The 17529-nt window shown below is 35.8% G+C and carries 19 protein-coding genes; 12 read left to right on the forward strand and 7 right to left on the reverse strand.

The window, feature by feature from the left end:
- Window positions 1-91 precede the first annotated feature (91 nt).
- Window positions 92-361 carry an SAV0927 family protein gene (locus tag B2C77_RS08175; RefSeq protein ID WP_077703174.1) on the reverse strand — a complete coding sequence of 90 codons (270 nt, stop codon included), beginning with the start codon at window positions 359-361 and terminating at the stop codon, window positions 92-94.
- 109 nt (window positions 362-470) lie between these two features.
- On the opposite strand from B2C77_RS08175, the gene B2C77_RS08180 reads away from it, so the two are divergent.
- Both B2C77_RS08180 and B2C77_RS08185 read left to right on the forward strand, forming a co-directional pair.
- Complete coding sequence (locus B2C77_RS08180; protein WP_077703175.1) at window positions 471-923, forward strand: DUF86 domain-containing protein; 453 nt, start codon at window positions 471-473, stop codon at window positions 921-923.
- Between the two features lie 96 nt (window positions 924-1019).
- The gene (locus tag B2C77_RS08185; RefSeq protein WP_077703176.1) at window positions 1020-1796 is read left to right on the forward strand and encodes a TIGR01457 family HAD-type hydrolase; all 777 of its coding nucleotides are present in this window, start codon (window positions 1020-1022) and stop codon (window positions 1794-1796) included.
- A 159-nt stretch (window positions 1797-1955) separates the two neighbouring features.
- Here the strand turns inward: B2C77_RS08185 and B2C77_RS08190 are convergent, their stop codons facing one another.
- Entirely contained in the window at window positions 1956-2468 is a 513-nt protein-coding gene (locus tag B2C77_RS08190; RefSeq protein ID WP_077703177.1) for a phosphatidylglycerophosphatase A family protein, read from the reverse strand.
- 144 nt (window positions 2469-2612) lie between these two features.
- On the opposite strand from B2C77_RS08190, the gene B2C77_RS08195 reads away from it, so the two are divergent.
- Window positions 2613-3584 (forward strand): YutH/CotS family kinase-like spore coat protein, encoded by a 972-nt coding sequence (locus B2C77_RS08195; RefSeq protein WP_077703178.1) that lies wholly within the window; start codon window positions 2613-2615, stop codon window positions 3582-3584.
- A gap of 266 nt (window positions 3585-3850) precedes the next feature.
- Window positions 3851-4822, forward strand: coding sequence for a 2-hydroxyacid dehydrogenase (locus tag B2C77_RS08200; protein ID WP_077703179.1), 972 nt, complete (start codon window positions 3851-3853; stop codon window positions 4820-4822).
- A gap of 207 nt (window positions 4823-5029) precedes the next feature.
- Here B2C77_RS08200 and B2C77_RS08205 read toward each other — a convergent pair whose 3' ends face one another.
- Window positions 5030-5254, reverse strand: coding sequence for a NifU family protein (locus B2C77_RS08205; RefSeq protein ID WP_073010972.1), 225 nt, complete (start codon window positions 5252-5254; stop codon window positions 5030-5032).
- A 150-nt stretch (window positions 5255-5404) separates the two neighbouring features.
- Here B2C77_RS08205 and B2C77_RS08210 point away from each other — a divergent pair, with 150 nt between their 5' ends.
- The 3 genes from B2C77_RS08210 (at window position 5405) to B2C77_RS08220 (ending at window position 7183) form a co-directional block, all read left to right on the forward strand.
- A complete protein-coding gene (locus B2C77_RS08210; RefSeq protein ID WP_077703180.1) occupies window positions 5405-5737 on the forward strand; it encodes a YuzD family protein in 333 nt (110 codons plus the stop codon).
- Window positions 5738-5743: 6 nt separating this feature from the next.
- A complete protein-coding gene (gene dapF / locus B2C77_RS08215; protein WP_141130704.1) occupies window positions 5744-6616 on the forward strand; it encodes a diaminopimelate epimerase in 873 nt (290 codons plus the stop codon).
- A gap of 210 nt (window positions 6617-6826) precedes the next feature.
- A complete protein-coding gene (locus B2C77_RS08220; protein WP_077703182.1) occupies window positions 6827-7183 on the forward strand; it encodes a HesB/IscA family protein in 357 nt (118 codons plus the stop codon).
- A 122-nt stretch (window positions 7184-7305) separates the two neighbouring features.
- Here the strand turns inward: B2C77_RS08220 and B2C77_RS08225 are convergent, their stop codons facing one another.
- The gene (locus B2C77_RS08225; protein ID WP_077703183.1) at window positions 7306-8292 is read right to left on the reverse strand and encodes an NAD(P)/FAD-dependent oxidoreductase; all 987 of its coding nucleotides are present in this window, start codon (window positions 8290-8292) and stop codon (window positions 7306-7308) included.
- 533 nt (window positions 8293-8825) lie between these two features.
- Here B2C77_RS08225 and B2C77_RS08230 point away from each other — a divergent pair.
- The 4 genes from B2C77_RS08230 (at window position 8826) to spsC (ending at window position 13005) form a co-directional block, all read left to right on the forward strand.
- Window positions 8826-10055 carry an NAD(P)/FAD-dependent oxidoreductase gene (locus tag B2C77_RS08230; protein WP_367946661.1) on the forward strand — a complete coding sequence of 410 codons (1230 nt, stop codon included), beginning with the start codon at window positions 8826-8828 and terminating at the stop codon, window positions 10053-10055.
- A 171-nt stretch (window positions 10056-10226) separates the two neighbouring features.
- Window positions 10227-11342, forward strand: a complete 1116-nt coding sequence (locus tag B2C77_RS08235; protein ID WP_077702325.1) for an IS4 family transposase — start codon at window positions 10227-10229, stop codon at window positions 11340-11342.
- A gap of 543 nt (window positions 11343-11885) precedes the next feature.
- Window positions 11886-12197 carry a YuiB family protein gene (locus B2C77_RS08240; RefSeq protein ID WP_077703185.1) on the forward strand — a complete coding sequence of 104 codons (312 nt, stop codon included), beginning with the start codon at window positions 11886-11888 and terminating at the stop codon, window positions 12195-12197.
- Window positions 12198-12306: 109 nt separating this feature from the next.
- The gene (spsC, locus tag B2C77_RS22355) at window positions 12307-13005 is read left to right on the forward strand and encodes a stationary phase survival protein SpsC (RefSeq protein WP_077703186.1); all 699 of its coding nucleotides are present in this window, start codon (window positions 12307-12309) and stop codon (window positions 13003-13005) included.
- A 213-nt stretch (window positions 13006-13218) separates the two neighbouring features.
- On the opposite strand, the gene B2C77_RS08250 is transcribed toward spsC, so the two are convergent.
- A complete protein-coding gene (locus B2C77_RS08250) occupies window positions 13219-13695 on the reverse strand; it encodes a divergent PAP2 family protein (protein ID WP_077703187.1) in 477 nt (158 codons plus the stop codon).
- A 279-nt stretch (window positions 13696-13974) separates the two neighbouring features.
- Entirely contained in the window at window positions 13975-14574 is a 600-nt protein-coding gene (locus tag B2C77_RS08255) for a biotin transporter BioY (RefSeq protein WP_077703188.1), read from the reverse strand.
- A gap of 306 nt (window positions 14575-14880) precedes the next feature.
- Between B2C77_RS08255 and B2C77_RS08260 the strand changes: the two genes are divergently transcribed.
- Window positions 14881-16137 (forward strand): IS110 family RNA-guided transposase, encoded by a 1257-nt coding sequence (locus tag B2C77_RS08260; protein WP_077703189.1) that lies wholly within the window; start codon window positions 14881-14883, stop codon window positions 16135-16137.
- A gap of 591 nt (window positions 16138-16728) precedes the next feature.
- Here B2C77_RS08260 and deoD read toward each other — a convergent pair.
- Window positions 16729-17436 (reverse strand): purine-nucleoside phosphorylase, encoded by a 708-nt coding sequence (gene deoD / locus B2C77_RS08265; protein ID WP_077703190.1) that lies wholly within the window; start codon window positions 17434-17436, stop codon window positions 16729-16731.
- Window positions 17437-17529 lie beyond the last annotated feature (93 nt).

Below are 17529 nucleotides of genomic sequence, written 5' to 3' on the forward strand. Positions count from 1 at the left end.
TCTAAACGAAAGTTATTATTAGGTTATCCTATGTTTATAGCTTTACGCTTAACAATTTAAGGTAAAAACATATTGTAGTTATACTTTTGCTTCAAAGAATATCTTGTAAAAAGTGACGAATTTCATCCGCCTCCATGTTGGCTTCGTTAAATGTATGTTCGATCACACCTTTATTGTGCAAATCTTGTTTATCAATGGATAAGCATCGATTTTTTCGCATGTTTATAATTAGCTTTTTGTTTACGTCTTCATGATCATCTAAAATAGCTAAATCATAACGTTGTAACTGCCCCATAAAGCTGACATACCGCACATTTTTTCCTACTGTCTCATCCTTAATTACTTCATAATTTTTGCCCATCATATCCCCCATTTTAAAAATAATATTTTCCCAACTATATCATGTTTTACTTCATATTCCTACAGAATATGGTATGATAAAATTGTAATTCTTGATGGAGGGGTGACCAATGTATTTTGTTGATCGAGAGAAGCTGGAGTCGATTTTACAGTATATGGATCAGTTAAATGGTATATTGGAAATGGACCGTCTACACTCTTTAGAAGAAAAGTTAAGCTTGGAACGAGCAGTACATGTTTACATTGAGTCTGTACTTGATGTAGGGAATATGATGATTGACGGATTTATCATGCGTGATCCAGGTAGTTACCACGATATTATTGACATTTTATTGGACGAAAAGGTACTGCCATCTGAACAGGAGCGTGCATATAAAGAATTAATTACGCTAAGGAGAATGTTAATTTCCGACTATGCACAAGTGGATCATAAAAAAATGATTCAAGTAATGCAAACCTATCTTAAAGATTACGAACAGTTTGCAACATATATTCGTAAATATATTAACGAAGAGCATCAGCAAGTTACTCACGCGTTTTCAAATGATACTTCAAAACAATAAACTTTACAGCTAGTAGTTGTTTATTAGCACGATGGAAAAGTAAAAAATTAGTATAAAGATAGCGTCTATTTCAGAATGAGGAGAGTACTAACTACCATGACTAAAGCATATCAAGGCTATTTAATCGATTTAGACGGAACGATGTATCAAGGAGATGAAGCTATCCCGTTTGCGTCTGATTTTGTAAAAGCATTACAGGAAAAACAACTCCCTTATGTTTTTGTAACGAATAATTCTTCCAAAACACAGCAAGATGTAGCGATGAAACTTAAAAAATTAAATATTCCAGCAGAACCTAAGCAAATTGTTACTACTAGTTTAGCAACTGCTTCTTATATTACAGAAAATTACGGACAATCTCGCTGTTACGTTATTGGTGAAGAAGGGATACATAAAGCATTACAAGAAGAAGGGCATACCATTACAGAAACGGAAAATTGCGACGTCGTTGTTATAGGAATTGACCGTAATATTACGTACGAAAAGCTGGCTAAAGCTAGCATAGCCGTTCGTAACGGTGCAACATTCATTTCGACAAATGGCGACAAGTCTATTCCTAACGAACGTGGTTTATTACCAGGAAATGGGTCCTTAACGGCTGTTATTTCTATTTGTACTGGCGTTGACCCTGTTTTCATCGGCAAGCCTGAAGCAGTTATTATGGAAGAAGCATTGCACGTGCTCGGTTTAAAAGCAGATGAGACATTAATGGTTGGAGATAATTATGCAACAGACATTCACGCGGGCATTCAAGCAGGTATAGATACCTTAATGGTTTTTACAGGGGTGACGCCATTTTTAGAGTATGAACAACTACCTGTTAAACCTACTTATTATGTACACAATCTCAAAGAATGGTTGGAAAAACTATAATCGTATTGAAAAAGCTTGTTTAATAAATCTCAGCTATTCTTCGAATAGAAATATGGCGAGCCTTCGAAACGCTGTTAGCTTGTAGGCTCGCTAATCTCCATGTTTACGTCGGTAAAAATACTACTTTTACTATATTTAATACTGCAATGTGATTATGACTTAATCATCAAGCAGTATATCTTCACCTGTTCCATGCGCCAAACGGCTGGAGGCAGCTGCTGCAATAGCCCCTACAATATCATCTAAAAAAGTATGGCATTCTCCAGTAGATTTATCATTTAATTTTTTTAAGATACCAGGCTTTTGTTTATCAATATACCCATAATTAGTAAATCCAATGGAACCATAAACATTGACAATAGATAATGCAATTACTTCGTCAACGCCATATAAACTTTCATCTGTATCAATGGTCTTTTGTAAAGGCTGTTGCAACTGTTTTTTCTCTGCTAGAACATCTAATTGAATTCCAGTTAAAATGGCATTTTGTACTTCTCGTTTTTTAAGTACGCGGTCAACATTATGCCTACATACATCAAGTGTTAAATTTTCGTGATATTTAGATTGTAAGTAATATACCAGTTCAGCAATATCATCTAAAGATACACCTCGTTCCGTTAACCACTGTCTAGCTTTCTTTTCTAACTCACTTCGATCTGTATTTGCATCCATTTTTATATCATCCTTTCTAATTTTAGTTAAAATTAACTAACCTATATCATAAACTGTTATAAAAAGCATATGCCTTTCTTATACTATAGAAAAAATTTGAACGAATAAATGCTTTATAGAAAGTCCAGTGAAGGAGGTATACACGTGCAGGTTAGTGATTGGCTTTATGAAAACTATAAAATTCATCCAGAAACGAAACGATGGATTGCGGGTAAGGAATGTTATCAAGCGAGTCAATATGTTTATTTTATCACTTCTACCGATAACAATGAAATTATACATATGGAACAAGCGGTAGTTGCTTACTATTTAGCAGAAAACGGCTATTCACATATGGCTATTCCAATCCCTAATCAACAAGGGGATTGGCTGACGCCTTACGAAGATGTAAACTATATGGTCGTTAAAGGGCTTGATTCAAGAACTGATTCCCAAGCAACAAACGGTTCTTTATTAGCGCAATTTCATCAAATTGGCAGCCTGTATCATTATGAACCACAAGCAATTTCCAGTTATGGGCAGTGGAAGCAATTATGGATTGATAAATTAAGCTGGATAGAAAGCAATGTTGAAAAAGCAGCTCAAGCAGGAGCAACGAATTATTATCGTTTAGTTATGGATATCCTCCCGTATCTTATTGGCATTAGTGAAAATGCAATTCAATATATTGGTGAAAGTGAGCAAGAATTACGTTATCATGAATCAGATCAAGGCACGATAGCCTTTCGTCGGTATATGAATCAATTGCAACAACCTCTAATGTGGCCGATGGAATTAGTATATGACCATCCAGCACGGGATATTGCTGAGTATTTACGACAACTATTTCTTCAACCTCATCCAGATGAAGCTGTTATCCATTTTTTGCAAGAATATCAAAAAAATCGTCCTGTTTCTATTTTTTTCTGGAGGTTAGTGTATGCAAGATTGTTGTTTCCAATCCATATTTACGATTGTTTAGAACAAAATTTATCTACAATTCAGGATAAAGGGTACGAACAATTAAAAGATTTAGTACAGCTTCAAGATAGGTATGAAGCAAATGTTAGTCAGTTTTTTGAGTGGGCAGACCTTGACTGTGATTTTTTACAGGTACCTATGCTACACTGGTTGTGACAGATTCATGATAAATGTATCCCGTATATTATGTGCTGCAAGATTTCCTCTATGTGTTCACAAGACGACAATGGAGATGAGAATATCCCCATTGTTTGATTTTATCAACTTAGCCGAGAATACTTTCGGCTTCGTGGTGCTACGGGATAGCTTGGTACATAAGAGAAACGAAACCGGTGTATTTAGCGTACACCACCAAATATCCAGTATGCTTTAGTCGAGAGGTTCAAGAGAGAAGATGTTCCAGATGTATTGGAGGGGGAAGAGTGAGAAAGCCATATGTATACGTAACCAGAAAAATTCCGGCTGCATTGTTAGCGCCATATAAGGATGATTTTACCTTTAACTATTGGGAAAGAGAAGAAACTTCGGTGCCTAGAGAAGAATTAACTAAACAAATAAAGAAAGCTGATGCTCTTATTTGCATGGTGGGCGATGCTATTGATAAATCCACATTAGAAGAAGCGAATCAACTCAAAATCATCGCTAATTTAGCTGTAGGATACGATAACATTGATTTAGAAGCGGCTAAGTCAAGAGGCATCTTTGTGACCAACACACCGGATGTTTTGACGGAGACAACTGCCGATTTAGGGTTTGCTTTACTATTAGCTACCGCAAGACGGTTAATGGAGGCTAACAACTATATTAGGCAAGGGAAATGGAAGGAATGGTCCCCTTATTTATTAGCCGGTGCTGATGTACATCAAAAAACAATTGGTATTGTCGGAATGGGAAGGATTGGCAGAGCATTAGCTAGAAGAGCGCAAGGTTTTGGAATGAAAATTATGTACCACAACCGTTCTAGAAATCTGGTAGCAGAAAGCGAGTTAGGAGCGACATATGTTGGCTTTTCTGATTTATTGAAAACGGCCGATTTTGTTGTGTCTGTTGTACCATTATCAAGTGAAACGGAAAATATGTTCGACAGTCATGCTTTTCAATTAATGAAAAAAGATGCTCTGTTTATTAATATTTCTAGAGGGGGCGTGGTGAATGAAGAAGCATTATTTCAAGCTCTGCAAAATGGAGAGATTCAAGCGGCTGGCTTAGACGTTTTTAAAGAGGAACCAATTTCAAAAGATCATCCTCTGTTACAATTACCAAATGTTGTTGCATTGCCACATATCGGTTCAGCTAGTGTGGAAACGAGAACAAGCATGTGGAACCTCAGCTTAGAAAATGTTGCTGCTGTACTGCATGGGAGTGCCCCTAAAACGCCTGTATCTTTGCAATAAACAATGGCGTAAATCTAACGCTTGGACCTTCGTATCCAAGCGTTAGGTTTATTATACAAAAGTATAAAGCGATGCACGTTATAGTATAAGACCATAAAGTCTTTGCAAAGTCGAGTTTTTCTAATGGTTTACACTTATCATTATAGCACTTGTTACGATTTAAGAAATAAGAAAGCTAAAGCTTCTTTTTTTACGTTATCGAAGTGTTTAAAATACTTGTTCGATCTCAGTGACACCGGGAACTTCCGCCATAAGTGCCCGTTCAATTCCTGCTTTTAAAGTAATGGTTGAGCTAGGGCAATTTCCGCAAGCACCCATGAGACGAAGAAGCACAATGCCATTTTCATCAACATCAATTAGTTCCACATCGCCACCATCACGCAGCAAGAATGGACGTAATTTATTTAATACTTCCTGTACTTGTTCATGCATTATCCATCTTCTCCTTTCTTACTATCTATTATAAAACGATTATGGTAAAAAATCTATGAACACTTAACGAAGCGATAATCAATATTATTTTAACTTTGATTCGACTTTTTGTAAAATAAAAGATATCAAAGTATAGAACGGAGGGAAGGGATGAGTAAAATCCATATTACAGTTTACGGAGCAGAGCAGATTTGTGCTAGTTGTGTTGGTGCTCCCAGCTCTAAAGATACGTATGAATGGCTACAAGCAGCATTAGGGCGTAAATATGATACAGAGGTTATCACATATGAGTATGTAGATATTAAAAATCCGCCACCTGTAGAGAAACATCAACAATTTGCGGAACGTATTATAGAGAAAGATTTATTTTATCCCATCGTTTTTATTAATGATGAGTTGGTAGCTGAAGGAATCCCAAGGTTAAAAACAATTTACCAAGCGTTGGAACAATATGAATTGCCTTTACAACCAGCAAAGAAATGAGGACAGATGATGCAAATACCATTTATTAAAATGCATGGCTTAGGAAATAATTATATATACCTTGATTTTTTTCAACATACTGTAGCGGAAGAAAAATTATCAGAATTAGCAAAAACTATCTCCAATGTGCATACAGGAATTGGTTCGGATGGGCTAATTATTATTCATCCAAGTGAAGTAGCTGATGTTGGTATGCGTATATTTAATAAGGATGGTTCTGAAGGGAAAAGCTGTGGAAATGGTTTAAGATGTACAGCGAAGTATGCGTATGAACAAGGAATAGTAGCAGAAAAGCAATTTCAAATTGAAACGAAAGCAAATAACGTTGTAGCTGAAGTACAAGTGACAAATGGGAAAGTTGACCAAGTTACGATAAATATGGGGAAACCACATCTAAAGCGTGAACTTATTCCCATGCAAGGGGAACCAAAAACAAAAGTCATTGCGGAGCAGTTTGAAATTCAAGGAGAAGTGTTAGAGTTAACCGCACTTTCTATGGGGAACCCACATGCGGTATTTATAGTAGAGCAAGTCGCTATGAAGCAAGTGTCTCATCTTGGCCCATTAGTAGAAAAGGATCAGCGCTTTCCGCAAGGGGTCAATGTAGAATTTATTGAAATCCTTTCTCCAAACGAAATAAATTTCAGTGTCTGGGAAAGAGGTTCTGGTATAACACAAGCTTGTGGCACAGGAGCATGTGCTGCTGTTGTGGCAGGGATATTGAATGATCGTTTAGAACGAAATGAATCTGTGAAAGTTCATTTATCAGGAGGAGATTTAGATATTACGTGGGATAATGACGGTGATGTTTGGATGACAGGTGGCGCTGAGTTAATTGCTACAGGCTTTTATGAAGCAGCACATTTATCCAAGGTATAAGTCGCTTTAAAGCCCTGCCTCTTACTTGATGGAGAAGAGTTCCCATCATTATAATGTGGATTTTCATCATAGTAATCAGTAATATTGAATGGTTAATAATATAAATGTATAATGAAAATACGCAGTATGCTTAGAAAGATTTCGTTTTTCTTATCCATAAACCAAAAAATTTTATACTTTCCTATAGTGAAAAAAGGAGTGAATAGTGCAATGACATTGACAATTACAGACAATGCTAAACAGCAAATTGTAAAGATGATGAAAGAAGAATCCGAAGGAGTCTATCTTCGCTTTGGTGTGCAAGGCGGAGGCTGTAGCGGTCTATCTTATGCCCTTGGTTTTGAATATGATATTAATAATGAGTTAGATACAACAGAAGAAATAAATGGTATTTCCGTGGTGATTAATAGTCAAGATATACCGATCATAGAAGGCACAACGATAGATTTTAAACAGAATATGATGGGTGGGGGCTTCAGTATAGATAACCCAAATGCTATCGTATCTTGTGGTTGTGGTTCTTCATTTAGAACAAAAGATAAGGTTGGTACCCCTGGTGATTGTTAATATAAAAGCTGAAACCGTGTATGAAGGTTTCAGCTTCTATGTTTTTGTTTTGTTATAAATGCTGGGTTACATAAGTCAGTAAAAAAGATAATTCTAATTAGGGGTAGGTTGTTTTACCCCCATTAAAACATGCTTGTTGAATGTTTTGGCTGAATTCTAGCTTTAGGATCAATGTAATGTTTAGCATTATTAACAGCAGTTGGTCCTTCTCCAAATCCAGTGGCAATTAAGTTCACTTTCCCATCGTAAGTGCAAATATCTCCCGCTGCATAAATGCCAGGGATATTCGTCTCCATTTTCGAATTTACTACAATACTATTTTTCTCTATCTCAAGTCCCCAGTTTTTAATGGGTCCAAGTGAAGAAATAAAGCCATAATTACATAACACTGCATCCACTTCTAATTCCACCTTGCGTTCTCCTTTAACCTCTTCCAAAATAACTTGGTTAATTCGATCGTCTGCAACAATGCTACTTGGAACAAAAGGGGTCAGAATATCAACGTTAGAAGCGTGTAATTTTTCAACACTATGTTCATGGGCGCGAAATTTATCACGGCGATGAGCGAGGGTGACTTTCTTAGCGATCGGTTCGAGCATTAACGCCCAGTCAACAGCAGAATCTCCCCCACCAAGTAATAGCACATCCTGGTCTTTATATTGATTCATATCTTTGACATGATAATGTAAGTTAATCCCCTCATATTGTTCACAATGATCTATATTAAGTTTACGCGGCTGAAATGCACCATTACCAGCAGTGATAATCATAGTCTTTGTGTAATGAATATCATTTTTATCTGAAGTTAATTTTAATGTTCCATCATCAAGTCTTTCCACTTGTTCAATTGCTTGCTCCAATACAATTTCAGGATGAAATAAGTTAGCTTGTTCTTCTAAGTTATCAATGAGCTCTTGAGCTCTTATTTTGGGGAAGCCAGCAATATCATATATATATTTTTCTGGATAAAGAGCAGTTAACTGTCCTCCAGTATGTGGTAAACTTTCAATGATTTTTACAGTTGCTTGGCGCATTCCGCCGTAAAAAGCGGTAAATAATCCTACAGGCCCTGCACCAATGATGGTTACATCGTATATATCATTTGTCATTATAATCCCTCCGTTCAAAATAAGCATGACGACATCTTTTATAGTACCATATCTTCATTAAAATAGAATACAAATGTACTCAAACCGTATAATCCTGATATTGTATTTTGAATAATATGTTTATTATGTATTTTTAGTGTAAGGTTGAAAAGGATACATAAACAGGCTACTATAACAAAGGGACTATTTTACGATTGTGTGACAATGAAATGAAAATTTGTTTACACTAGTATACCATCACGGCCCATAAAGGCTCATCGAGCTTCAAAAATCCATTTTAAATGAGAGTAAGTTTTTCGTTTATAGAATAAGTAAAATGAGTTTCGCTATAAAATTTGCAGATAAGCTAAGTTTTACTAAGCAATTTATCTACAACAGGAAAGAATATGATAGACTAAGAATAAAGCTTTATGATTGCTTAGGGCTGTGTACTATATTGATACATTACGGATAGTATTGTGGAATAATTAGTTAAGTTATTCGTTCTCAAGTGAAACAGGTCACAATTTTCAGCTAGGGAGTAAATGGAAGTGATGAATATGGAAAAAAAAAGCATAGTTATTCTAGGTGCTGGTTATGGTGGAATGATGACTGTGACCAAAATACAAAAATCTTTACGCATTGAAGAGGCAGAAATAACTTTAGTAAACATAAATGAATATCATTATCAAACAACATGGCTTCACCAGAATGCTGTTGGAACAGTGAGTGATGATCGAACGAAAATACCTATTAAAGATGTTATTAATCCCCAAAAGGTAACGTTTATTCAAGATAAGGTTTTATCAATTCAACCAAAAGATAAAAAAGTGATTTTAGAAAAAAGAATACTTCATTACGATGTACTAGTTATTGCTCTTGGATTTGAAGTAGAAACTTTTGATGTACCTGGCTTAGAAGCATATGCTTATACGATAAATAATATAGAGAAAGCCCGTGAACTTCGGAGACACATTGAACATAATTTTTCCTTGTTTGTAAAGGAAGAAAAGAAAAACCTTTCACGATTAACCTTTGTTATTGGTGGCGGCGGTTTTACAGGCGTAGAGTTTTTAGGTGAGCTTGCAGATCGTGTATCCGAACTTTGTAAAAAATATAACGTTGACAAGCAATTGGTGCGAATCATTAATATTGAAGCTACTCCGACAATTTTACCTGGATTTGATGAACAGTTAGTAGAATATGCTATGAACTCTCTTGAAGCACGTGGTGTTGAATTTATTACTGGGGCAACCTTTAAAGAATGTACCCCAACAAGTGTGTTATTTGAGAAATATGGTATGCAAACAAAGATATCTACGCATACGATAGTATGGGCTGCTGGAGTAAAGGCGAATTCAATTATAAAAGAATCAGATTTCACAACAAATAAAGGTAAAATAGAAGTGAATAATGATATGCGATCACCAGAATATGACAATGTATTTGTCATCGGAGATTGTGCATTAATTATGGATTTTGAAAAAGGCAAGCCATACCCACCTACTGCTCAAATAGCTATTCAAGAATCAGAAGCTGTAGCTTATAATATAAGAGCATATATACGAAATGAAGAAATGGAAGGCTTTAAACCGAATATTCTCGGTACTGTTGCTTCTTTAGGAAATCGTGATGCGATTGGAATTATATTTAAGAATAAGAAGGTTTTAGGTTGGAAAGCTACAATATTGAAAAAAATAATTGATAACCGTTATTTGTTTAAGCTTGGTGGGCTCCGTCTATTGGTAAAAAAAAGGAAAATTCGCTATATTTCCGCGTGTTAAATAGTAATTATTTCCATTATATATATTTCATCACTAGCATTGCATTAATTAAACCTGATGATTCAAAATACTGAAAATGTTCAATAATTACGTTTTCATGATACAAAAAAATCCTTTACAATGGAAGTACAGGTGGTTCCTGTCCAAATCCAAAAGTAAAGGATAATCCGTATGGACAAGAATACACTAAAATCATCATTTGGTAAATGGGTTTCACCTATAAATACGAAAAAACTATTTGAACAAGTAGAAGAAAATAAACAAGATTACTACACAAAAAAGCTAACAACTGCAGGGTATATAAAGCTCATGTTACTTGCCCAACTGCAAGGATTCGAGAGCTTGGAAGAAATGAGCGATGCCCTAATAGATGATGGACTTCAGAAAGCACTGGGGTTTGAATCGATTAGTACATCTCAGCTATCAAGGAAGAATAATGAAATGAATCCAATGATCCTTTCCCATTTATTCTTGGACCTTGTTTACAAAATAAAAGGTATCCAATTTAAAAACGGGAAATACATGCCATTGAAAATCATTGATTCTAGCACGCTTCCATTAAACTTAACGAATCATAAGTGGGCAAAGTTCCGTAAAACAAAAGCAGGAGTTAAGCTACATTTACGACTTATATTTATGAATAAAGATACCGTCTATCCTGAAAAAGCAGTGATTACAACAGCCAAAGAACATGACAGAAATCAACTGGAAGTTCTCGTAGACGACAAAGAAGCCATGTATGTGTTTGACCGTGGATACGTTGATTATGAACGATTTGATCGAATGACAGATGAAGGCTATTTTTTCGTATCAAGACTGAAGAAAAACGCCATCACTCGTGAAGTAGAATCATTTTCTATACCTAAAGATTCTACGGTTTTATCCGACAAGATGGTTTACATCGGTTCGACGCAAAATCGTACAGAGAATGTATTCCGCCTACTTGAAGTAGTGGATACAAAGGGAAACATTCTACGATTAATTACTAACCGTTTCGATCTAAATTCCGAAGAGATTAGTGAAATTTACCGTCAACGGTGGGCCATAGAGCTATTTTTCAAATGGCTCAAACAGCATGTAGAGATCAAACACTTTTATGGCATGAGCGAAACTGCCATTCAAAATCAAATCTTCCTTGCGCTCATTGCTTACTGTTTACATGTACTTATCCAGTTAGAGATGAGGAGTAAGAAGTCCTTACTCCGAATTAGCCGCTGGTTAAATAAAGCGCTGTGGAAACCTGCGTACATCTGGATTCGCAGATTTGACGATAGATCTATTCCGTAAATACATACAGTGTCGTTGTTGCTAATAGTTTAATTGTATAATTTTTCCAAATGGACAGACCACCTTTGTTTAGCCTTTGTCTTTTTGGCAAAAAATCCTGCAAAGATGCTTACTGAATTTTCAAACCATATTTATGCAATGCTAGTGATATTTCATCTTTTATACTAAAGTTTTATAGTATAAGATGGTGTCAGGCTCCCGCTTCAAAAATTGAGAAGGTTCGTTGCTTTGCCAGGCGAAGTGGGGGTAACAGCACCTATTGTAAGATGCCTTTAGGCATCCTTTTCATATAAGGAAGTATGATATTTTAAAGGTTTATAGTATAAGAGAATCGATAGCGTTTTCCTAATATTAAAAATAGGGTTGGCTTATTTTTAATTACTTTTCTTTGTGCTAGAAAAAATTGAAAGTGATATACGTTATAGATTCTTTTGTCTTCATTAAAGAATGTTAGCTTTGCTTTTTTTTCTATATCCTTTAAAATGATGAGGAAGATATGATTAGGTAAAGATAAAAAAGGGGATTGGAAGGGAGAAACAAAGTTTGATTCAATTAGTAGTGTCTATCTTATTATATTTCGTTATATTCTTTGGTATCGCTTTTATTTTAAATATGCTTCTTCGAACGACTTGGTTAATGGCGTTTATTTATCCATTTGTCGTTATTATTATTGTGGATAATACTGCAACATGGAATTATTTCACAAATATGAGTGAGACGTTTACCAAGTTGATTGCTCGACTCACAGAACTTACTGCAGTAGATATTTCTATTTTGGCTGCTGGTTTTGTAGGGACAATGGTGTCCGGTCTTGTGATACGTTTACTTAGAAAGAGTGGATATCAAATGTTTTAAGGTTAGCTAGAAATCATTTCCGTAGTAAAGAAAACAAGCTAGTAATTTAATAGAATAATGTATAAAATTTTTTAGATTGGACATGATGACATCCAAAGAGGTGTTATTCATGAAAATCAAAAAAATCATTAAAAAAACAGTTTTAAGTTTCATGTTTGTGACTATCATGCTCCTGGGAATAGTGGGTTTAAAAGAAGGAGCTTCTGCTAAACTCTGGCCATATACTCCTTCTTCTATAGACAGATTAGCGGACAATATTGATACAATGAAAGGCAAAGATGTTTATACGAGACAAACAAATTTGAAACAAAAAGAGCTTAATCATGTGAAAGAAGTAGACCGTCAAATATCAAGCAATCGAATGGATCATGTGAAAACGTTAGAAGAAGCTGTAAATTATGAACAATATCCAAGCAAAACAGTGATTGCTACTGGGTACACGGCGGGTGTAGAATCTACCGGTAAAACTCCAGACCACCCAGAATATGGAATTACCTATTCGGGAGTCCAAGTGAAAAGAGACTTGTATTCTACTATTGCTGCAGATCTATCTGTTTATCCAATAGGAACCATTTTGTTTATACCAAATTATGGATTTGGTGTCGTAGCTGATAAAGGTAGTGCTATTACAGGAAACAAAATTGACTTGTATTATGAGACGGTAGAAGATGTTTACGATAAATGGGGTAAACAGCAAGTCGATGTGTATATGATCGAAAAGGGAAATGGAGAATTAACAGAAAAACAGCTGCAACAATTAAATGAGAATGAGGCATTACAGGTGTTCAGGCAGGACATAACAGGTTAATGCTGTGGTAGTTAAAATGGCAGGTACGATGTAGGTGCCTGTCATTTTAACATGTATATCACTCTTTTGCCCTATAGGAAAACATAAGATTTTTGGTTTATAGGATAAGAAAAACAAAGGCTTTCGCCATAAGATTTGAGTGGCCATCCAAGTTTTTCTAATTAAGACGTGAGACTTTCGGGGGTGAGTCAAGTTTGTTTTCAATAACCTTTTTCAGTAAAATAAATGGTACACTGTAAAAGCAATGATAATTCCAGCAAGACCGCCAAAAAACACTTCGATTGGTTGGTGACCTAGCAACTCTTTTAATTCCTGTCTTTTCTCATCATCTTCTTTTTTTGGCCAGCCTTTTGCTCCATCAATAAAAACTTGAAAATCGCGAATTAGTTTGTTCAACACAATTGCTTGTTCCCCCGCTTGTCTTCTAACGCCAGTAGCATCAAACATAATGATGACACTGAATACACAAGAGATAGCGAACATGGTAGACGTTACACCTTCTATAATACCTACGCTGGTAGTTAATGCCGCCACCGCTGCAGAATGGCTACTTGGCATCCCGCCAGTGCTAAATGCTAAACTAGGATTTAGCTCCTTTGTAACTACTAGCCCGATTGGGATTTTAATTACTTGCGCAAAAAAAATAGCTGTTAATGCTGCCCACAAGGGATAATTTAAAAATAATTCCATGCTGTTAAAACACCCTCTCTAAAACAAGTGTATCCTGTGTTGTAAGAAGATATGCGTTAATATGCGTTAAATTACATACTGTTATCTTACCATAAGGAAGAAGGATACGCATGAAATATTTCAACTAAATGATAATTAGATTATCCGTTGCTTTCTATTCCCATATTCTACGCGGATGTCGTAGAGTGAGGAAATGTTTTTACCTATATTTTCCGTCTTTAGAACATAACAGGTGCTATAAAAGGACACACTACAGCTATATTAGAATCAAATTAATCTTTAGCCACCTAGGTTAGCGCGACTTAAGACAGGAATTCTTTTAATGACACGGACCATAAATAAAGCCGCTAACCCGGCAAAAGCAATATCTTTAATTAGAAATGGTATCATTCCGCTCCAGGCTAGTGTGTAGCTAAGAGGAAAGTCTAACCACATATTGGAAGCAGCATACATATATGTCACGCCAATTATATAATTTATTGCCGTTCCCAAAAGCGCTGCTGAACAATAACGAACAAAGGAATAATTTTGTTTAGGATGATTTACAATCCAACCAGTAACTAGAGCTACAAAAATAAATGATATAATAAATCCGCCAGTTGGACTGATGAACATTCGGGGTCCGGCTGATAGCCCAGCAAATACAGGAACACCTGCTATCCCCACAAGCATATATGCGAGCATTGAAAAACTTCCAAGTTTACGACCTAACATTAATCCTGCTAGAACTGCAAAAAATGTTTGCAAGGAAAGTGGAACATCAGCTCCGCCAATGGGTATCGTTAGCATCGGGAACCATACGGTAATATTAGCTCCAATTGCCATTAGTACAACAAAAACCGCTCCATATGTAAGGTCTATCGTTCTCATTTGATTCATGTTTATAACCATTCCTTTCGCTTCGCTCAAGGCACAAAATGCTATGAAATGTATTTGTGCGGAGCGATTTTTGTATTATTCTAGAATTATAGGGACGAGCAATTAACTACAAATCACGTGGGGGTGAGTGGGCCATTCCGATAGCGGAGTGACCGAATGTTTATATGTGTAGATTGTCTTTCCAAGCACAAATAAGTGTGTCTTCGAACACGCAGACTTATCTTTGTATAAACACTTACTCGTTTATTGCTGGACAATCAGTCAATGCTGTTTGATCCCTATACATTTTAGAAAGGAGACGCCTCTATGAGTTTAAAAATTGTTTATCCAATTTGTTGTGGAATTGATGTCCACAAAACTTTTGTTGTTGCGTGCATTGCTGCTACGAACAATAAAGGAGCGACTACTTACAAACGCCATCGTTTTTCTACCTTCACAAAAGGATTAAGAGAGCTGTCACAATGGCTTTGTAAAAATAACTGTAAAGATGTTTGTATGGAATCTACCGGGAAATACTGGATTCCCGTGTTTAATGTATTAGAGGATTCTTGCAACATCACGCTAGCACACCCTAAATATGTGAAGGCGATCCGTGGTAAAAAAACGGATAAGAAAGACGCCAAATGGATTGCAGATTTATTCAAACATGAGCTTGTAGCTGGAAGCTTTATGCCTCCTTTAGCTATTCGACAATTACGCGACCTCATGCGTTATCGATTTAAACTGACTAATTTTACATCTAGTGAAAAAAATCGATTTCAAAACAGCTTAACTGTTTCCAATATCCAGATTGCATCCGTTGTTTCGGATACCTTTGGAAAAAGTTCCATGAAGATCATTGACAAATTTCTGGAAGATCCAACCAATACTACATTTGACATTAAACCACTTATTCATGGTTCGATGAAAGACAAGGTGACAGATTTAGAACTTGCCATTGGTGGTTTTATTACACCAGAACAAGCTGGAAAGTTATCTGTTATTAAGCATCATTATGAAAACCTAAACGCACGAAAATCGGATCTTGAACAATGGATACTTTCTCTTGCCGAGCCCTACACAGAAGAAATTAATTTAATCTTAACTGTTCCGTCATTTAAGAACATCTTTTCAGCCATTGCCGTGGTTTCTGAAATAGGTGTTACTATGGACGTGTTTCCGACAGCTAAGCATTTATGTTCCTGGGCAGGGCTAACACCTACGAATAATGAAAGTGCTGGCAAGAAAAAATCTGTACGGGTTTCAAGAGCTGGTGTTTATATTAAGCCTCTTTTAGTACAGTGTGCAACTGCTGTAGTCAAAAGTGAAAAGCACCCTGAAATCCGAACCCGCTATCTACGTCTCAAAAAACGTCGCGGTCACAAACGTGCGATTATCGCTATTGCACGAATGCTGTTAATTGCAATTTATCACATTTTAAAGAAAAAAGAACCTTATAACCCAGAGTTATATCAAAAATCAGATGTTTTTCCATTTTCTCGAGAAATTACAGTAGACCAAGCAATTTTATTAGCTAAATCCCAAGGTTTTAAAATTATGATGCCAGAAACTTCAGTAACATAGCCTTTAAACCAAACAATTTTTTGAAAAGTCATCTAGGATGGCTTATTTGGCATGCTCAAGTATCTGTTCTACACATTAATGGTTTATTTCAGACTTTTCCCCCTCTGTGTATAATGGTTTATACTAGTTGAATATTTATTATGATAGAAATATAGTATCGATTAATAGCCTGTTTGTCAACCTTTATATTAACGAGTTAACGATTGTTAGAGGAGAGAGAACATGCATCTGTTAAGTGATATAGCATGAGGGAGAGGGATGCTATTATTAAGATTTAAACGGCATTTATATTGTTCTTTATATATTGTTCATATAGGAAAGCATAAAATTTCAATGGTTTATAGAATAAGCAAAACGACGGCGTTTCATCGCCATAAGGTCTTGATGGTAAGCCAAGTTTTTCTAAGGTTTAAGGTGTTATGCATAGCATTTACTAAGTTGGCTTATAGCCTTAATACTAAATACAAAAGGGAGCAAAAATATAATTCGCGCACCAATTATAGGTACGCGAATGCGCTTTTTTAACTGACTGAAAGTTTTAAAATAGTAGGTTTAGCTATAATCTAGTAGGGAAGTCCTAAATGTAAAAGTTTACTTAATAGCTGCTTCTAGGGCCACTTCCATCATTTCATGGAAAGTAGTTTGTCTTTCTTCAGCTGATGTTTCTTCTCCAGTTAAGATGTGGTCGGATACGGTTAGCACGGATAATGCTTGACGATCAAATTTTGCAGCTAATGTATAAAGAGCAGTTGTTTCCATTTCTACTGCTAACACTTTGTAGGCAGCTAATTTTTCATTTACTTCCTTTGCATTGTCTCTGTAAAAGGTGTCACTTGTAAATACATTACCGACTTTTAGGTTTAGCCCTTTCGCAACACCGGCATCGTATGCGTTCTTTAATAAATCGAAGTCTGCAATTGGCGCATAATCAATACCACCAAAAACCATTCGATTCATTTGAGAATCTGTTGTTGATCCTTGAGCGAGAATAACATCTCTCACCTGAACATCCTTTTGAATTGCACCACATGTACCTACACGAATTAATTTTTGAACATCATAGCTTTGCATTAACTCATTGATATAAATAGAAATAGAAGGGACTCCCATACCTGTTCCTTGAACAGAAACCTTTTCCCCTTTATATGTTCCAGTATATCCTAGCATCCCTCTTACTTCGTTATACTGTTTTGGATTTTCAAGAAATGTTTCTGCGATAAATTTAGCGCGGAGAGGATCACCAGGTAATAAGATTTTATCAGCAATTTCTCCATATTTTGCACCAATATGTACACTCATCATGTTAGCCTCCTTATAATATTGAGTAGGTTTCAAAATAACGTTATCATAGGCTAAAATGAAAAACAACTACAAAGAAAGGATAAATATGAA

This window comes from Virgibacillus dokdonensis (genome assembly GCF_900166595.1).
Classification (GTDB): Bacteria; Bacillota; Bacilli; order Bacillales; family Amphibacillaceae; genus Virgibacillus; species Virgibacillus dokdonensis.